1 protein-coding gene and 3 pseudogenes are annotated in these 3,549 nt (G+C 61.1%); all 4 read right to left on the bottom strand.

Features of this window, described 5'->3' with window-relative positions:
* Nucleotides 1-227: 227 nt before the first annotated feature.
* On the bottom strand, nucleotides 228-590 hold the full coding sequence (locus ACXAC4_RS26690) for a 4Fe-4S binding protein (RefSeq protein WP_475168032.1): 363 nt from the start codon (nucleotides 588-590) through the stop codon (nucleotides 228-230).
* Between the two features lie 94 nt (nucleotides 591-684).
* Nucleotides 685-759: pseudogene (locus tag ACXAC4_RS26685) on the bottom strand (4Fe-4S binding protein); the annotation flags it as partial.
* Between the two features lie 323 nt (nucleotides 760-1,082).
* Nucleotides 1,083-1,853, bottom strand: a pseudogene (napG, locus tag ACXAC4_RS26680) (ferredoxin-type protein NapG); the annotation flags it as partial.
* Between the two features lie 62 nt (nucleotides 1,854-1,915).
* Nucleotides 1,916-3,487, bottom strand: a pseudogene (gene napA / locus ACXAC4_RS26675) (nitrate reductase catalytic subunit NapA); the annotation flags it as partial.
* Nucleotides 3,488-3,549: the final 62 nt, after the last annotated feature.

Raw genomic sequence — 3,549 nt, 5'->3', positions numbered from 1 at the left:
AAGCTCATCCACTTCGGCCCCGCGCAGGGTTTCCACATTGGCAGATTGCGCGAGAGCAAACCCGCCCAAGAGTAAAACGGGGATAAGGGCTGTAAGGCCTGTACGGATTGGCTTGTTCATCTTGGCACTCCCTTAGATAGGTCTGGCTTCGCGCGGATCGGGGCGCGGGAACTGGATCGGAAGGCACGGCGATCTGGTCGTCGAACCGGTGAGTATATTTGAAGACGTCAACAGCGCAGACGTCGATGCAGCGGCCGCATGTGGTGCAGTCGGGCGAAAGGATCAGGGGTGTCTGATCCGGGTTTGCCTTTCAGCGCGGGTGAAATGACCTGATTTTCAGGGCATACCGCATAACAATCCATGCAGTCATCGCAGGCCGCTCGGTTTGCGGCGCTGACCCTCAACAGGCCCTTTGCGCCGATCAGCCCATAGAAGGCACCGACCGGGCAGATGTGACCGCACCAGCCGTGGCGGGAAACGAACACGTCGAAGATAAAGATCGCGATCATCATCGCCGAGACGAACCCTGCGCCGAAGATCAGGCCGCGGTGCAGCATGGTGATCGGGTTGACCAACTCCCAGGCAATCAAGCCGCATCAGGCTCCCGAAACAATCAGGACAGTCGCCAAGTACCCAAAGGCGGGTGCTGCGCTTGGGTTGCCAGCCTTTCGGCAGGTCCAAGCGTCTGTGCAGCCAGTTGGCCGCATCTGTAACCGGGTTGATCGGGCAGACCCATGAACAATAGACGCGCCCACCGATCAGCAGCGTAGGCGATCAGAACGATCACGCCCCCGATCAGTGCGGTCAGCTCGGGCCAATGTCCCGCCATGAACGCTTTGCAGCAGGATCAACGGGTCGGTCAGAGGCAGCACGCCCAGTGTCAGAGACCCGGCCAGAGTGCCTTGAACAATCCAGACCCCGAACCACGGCCCCAAGCAGGAACAGGACCAGAAAGAAGCAGCTGACTTGCGCGACGCAACAACAGAGTAGCGTTGTGCGCGCGCACCCAGCCTTTGCTCGTCGATAGCCTCCTGGCCGACTGGCATATGTGTTCGGGCGCTCATTGTCCGGCCCCCGGCAAATCATAGGACGGGCGCGAACCCGCCGGGCGTGGACAAGTTATCTGTTCCGGGCCCAGGCAGGCGGTCGGGCAGGTCGATGATACCCTCGACGAGCGGGGCCGCCCTTGGCGCTCTTTCTCCTCCCAGCCCTTGCGGTAGTGGTCTGCAGCTGCTGCCGCGCGCCAGACGGGCGGGCAGAACCTTGATCGCGGCCTCTGGCAGAACGCAGCTTTTCTCGCACATGCCGCAGCCAGTGCAGTGATCGGCGTGGACGGTGGGGATGAACATCGCATGATGACCCGAGCGTGTCGTTATGCGGCCGTTTCCAGCGTGATCGCCGTCGTCAATCACCGGGCAGACCCGGTAGCAGACGTCGCAGCGCAGGCCGAGGAAGTTCAGGCAGTTTTCCTGATCGACCAGAACAGCGACGCCCATCTTGGCGTCGTCAATATCGTCCAGGCCCGGATCCAGTGCCCCGGTTGGGCAGGCGGCCACGCAAGGGATGTCGTCACACATTTCGCACGGCACGTCGCGCGCGGTGAAATAGGGCGTTCCGGTTGCCACCGCATCCGCCCCCAGTTCTGCCAGTTTCAGCGTGTCGTAAGGGCAGTCCCGCACGCACAGCCCGCAGCGGATGCAGGCCGATAGAAACTCCTTTTCAGGCAGCGCGCCGGGGGGGCGCAACGCCTCGGCCGGCAGCGCGCGGGCATCGCGGGCCAGCCAGGCCAGCAGTGATCCGGCGACCACGCAGCCGCCCGCCGCCCGCGCCGCATCCTGCAGGAAGCGACGCCGTTGCGGCGAAAGGGGTTTACCTGTCGAAGGGCATGGGGACGAACTTTGCCTCGCTAGTCCGGTTACGCGCGCTCGACCTTGCAGGCGCATTTCTTGAAGTCGGTCTCTTTCGACAGCGGGCAGGTTGCGTCCAGCGTCAGCTTGTTGGTCAGCTGGTGTTCGTCGAACCAAGGCATGAAGACCAGCCCGCGCGGCACCTTGTTGCGTCCCGCGGGTCTCGACCCGGCTGGTGACCTCGCCACGGCGGGTGGACAGTACGATTTCCTGCCCGCGGCGCAGACCGCGATCCTTGGCGTCCTCTGGGTGCATGTAGACGACAGCGGACGGGTAAGGCCCGGTGCAATTCCGGTACACGACGCGTCATCGAACCCGAGTGCCAGTGCTCGAGCACACGACCAGTGGACAGCCACAGATCGTACTCGTCATCCGGGCACCTCAGCTGCCGGTTCATAAGGAGCAAAGATGATCTTGGCCTTGCCGTCTTTGTGGCCATAGAACTTCACGCCCGCGCCTTCGGGCACGTACGGATCGATAGCCTTCGCGGAAACGATAGAGCGTTTCCTTGCCGTCGACGACCGGCCAGCGCATGCCGCGGGCTTCGATGGTACATCTCGAACGGGGCCAGATCGTGGGCGTGGCCGCGACCGAAATCGGCATATTCTTCGAACAAACCTTTCTGGACGTAGAAGCCGAAATGTTCGGCATCGTCGTTATGGAAGCCTTCCGCCGTCTCGGACAATGGGAACTGATCGACCTTGCCGTTGGCATAGAGCACGTCGAACATTGTCTTGCCGCGGTGCTCGGGCATTTTCGCCAACAAGTTCCTCACCCCAAACCTCTTCGACGGTGAAGCGTTTCGAGAATTCCATCAGCTGCCAGAGGTCGGATTTAGCCTCACCCGGTGCCTGCACCTGTTGCCGCCAGAATTGCGTGCGGCGTTCGGCGTTGCCGTAGGCGCCTTCTTTTTCAACCCACATGGCGGTTGGCAGGATCAGGTCGGCGGAAACTGCAGTGACCGTCGGATACGGATCAGAAACAGTGATGAAGTTTTCCGGGTTGCGGTAGCCGGGATAGCCTTCTTCGTTGATGTTGGGCGCGGCCTGCATGTTGTTGTTGCACTGCACCCAGTACGCGTTCAGATCGCCATCCTTCAGCTTGCGGTGTTGCAGTACGGCGTGGAAGCCGGGCTTGGGCGGAATAGTGCCCTCCGGGATGTTCCACGCGGTTTCGCAAATCTGGCGATGCTCATCATTGGCGACCACCATGTCTGCGGGCAGGCGGTGGGCAAATGTGCCGACCTCACGCGCCGTACCACAGGCCGACGGTTGACCGGTCAGCGAGAAGGGCGAGTTGCCGGGTTCGGAAATCTTACCCACCAGCAGATGCACGTTATACATCAGCGAGTTCACCCAAGATCCGCGCGTGTGCTGGTTAAAGCCCATGGTCCAAAGGCTCATGACCTTGCGGGTCGGGTCGGCATATTGCTGCGCGAGTTTTTCGAGCTTGTCCGCCGGAACACCGGACAGTTCAGAGGTCTATTCCAGCGTGTACGGTGCAACCGCTTCTGCATATTCCTCAAAGCTGATCGTTTCGAGTTTGCCCGAGTTCGGGTTCTCGGCGTCTTGCTGCAATGGTTAGGTGCTGAAGAAAGTTGTCGGTGTCTTTTGTGTTAACCTTAGCAATACGTTGTTACTAC

This window comes from Pseudoalteromonas sp. AWM4_233 (assembly GCF_056158285.1).
Note: the sequence above shows the minus strand (reverse complement) of the source record. Positions and strands in the feature narration are given on the sequence as shown.